This is a genomic window from Streptomyces sp. NRRL F-5630 (assembly GCF_000719475.1).
GTDB lineage: Bacteria > Actinomycetota > Actinomycetes > Streptomycetales > Streptomycetaceae > Streptomyces.
On record NZ_JOGO01000194.1, the window covers coordinates 1 to 659 of the forward strand.

The 659-nt window shown below is 68.3% G+C and carries 1 protein-coding gene; it reads left to right on the forward strand.

The window, feature by feature from the left end; all coding sequences use genetic code 11:
• A partial coding sequence (locus IF99_RS31400) for an AMP-binding protein (protein WP_037828306.1) occupies positions 1-659 on the forward strand: 659 nt, incomplete at both ends.

The following is a 659-nucleotide window of genomic DNA, read 5'->3' on the forward strand; positions in this document are numbered from 1 at the left end:
AACAGACCGGGTACTCCAGAAAACACCTCCCACCTTCGACGTCTCCGTCTGGGAACTCTTCTGGCCCCTCACCACCGGCGCCACCCTGACCCTCGCCCGCCCCGAAGGACACAAAGACCCCGCCTACCTCAGCCACTTGATCAGCACCACAGGCACCACCGTCGTCCACTTCGTCCCCTCCATGCTCCAAGCATTCCTCGACCACCCCCAAGCCACCCACACCACCAACCTCCGGCTGCTGATCACGAGCGGCGAAGCCCTCTCGCCCGACCTGGCGGCCCGTGTGTGCGCCGCACTCCCGCACACGCACCTCCACAATCTCTACGGCCCCACCGAAGCGACCATCGATGTCACCGCCACCGCCCGGCTCACCCCGGACACGGTCACTCCGGTGCCCATCGGCCGCCCGGTGTGGAACACCCGCGCCTACGTCCTGGACGAGGCGCTGCGCCCCGTGCCGCCCGGCGTGACCGGCGAACTGTACATAGCCGGAGCCCAGTTGGCACGCGGCTACCTCAACAAGCCCGCCCTCACCGCCGCCCGCTTCGTGGCCGACCCCTACGGAGAACCCGGAACCCGCATGTACCGCACCGGCGACCTCGCCCGCTGGAACACCAACGGCGACCTCCTCTACGAAGGCCGCACCGACGACCAGATCA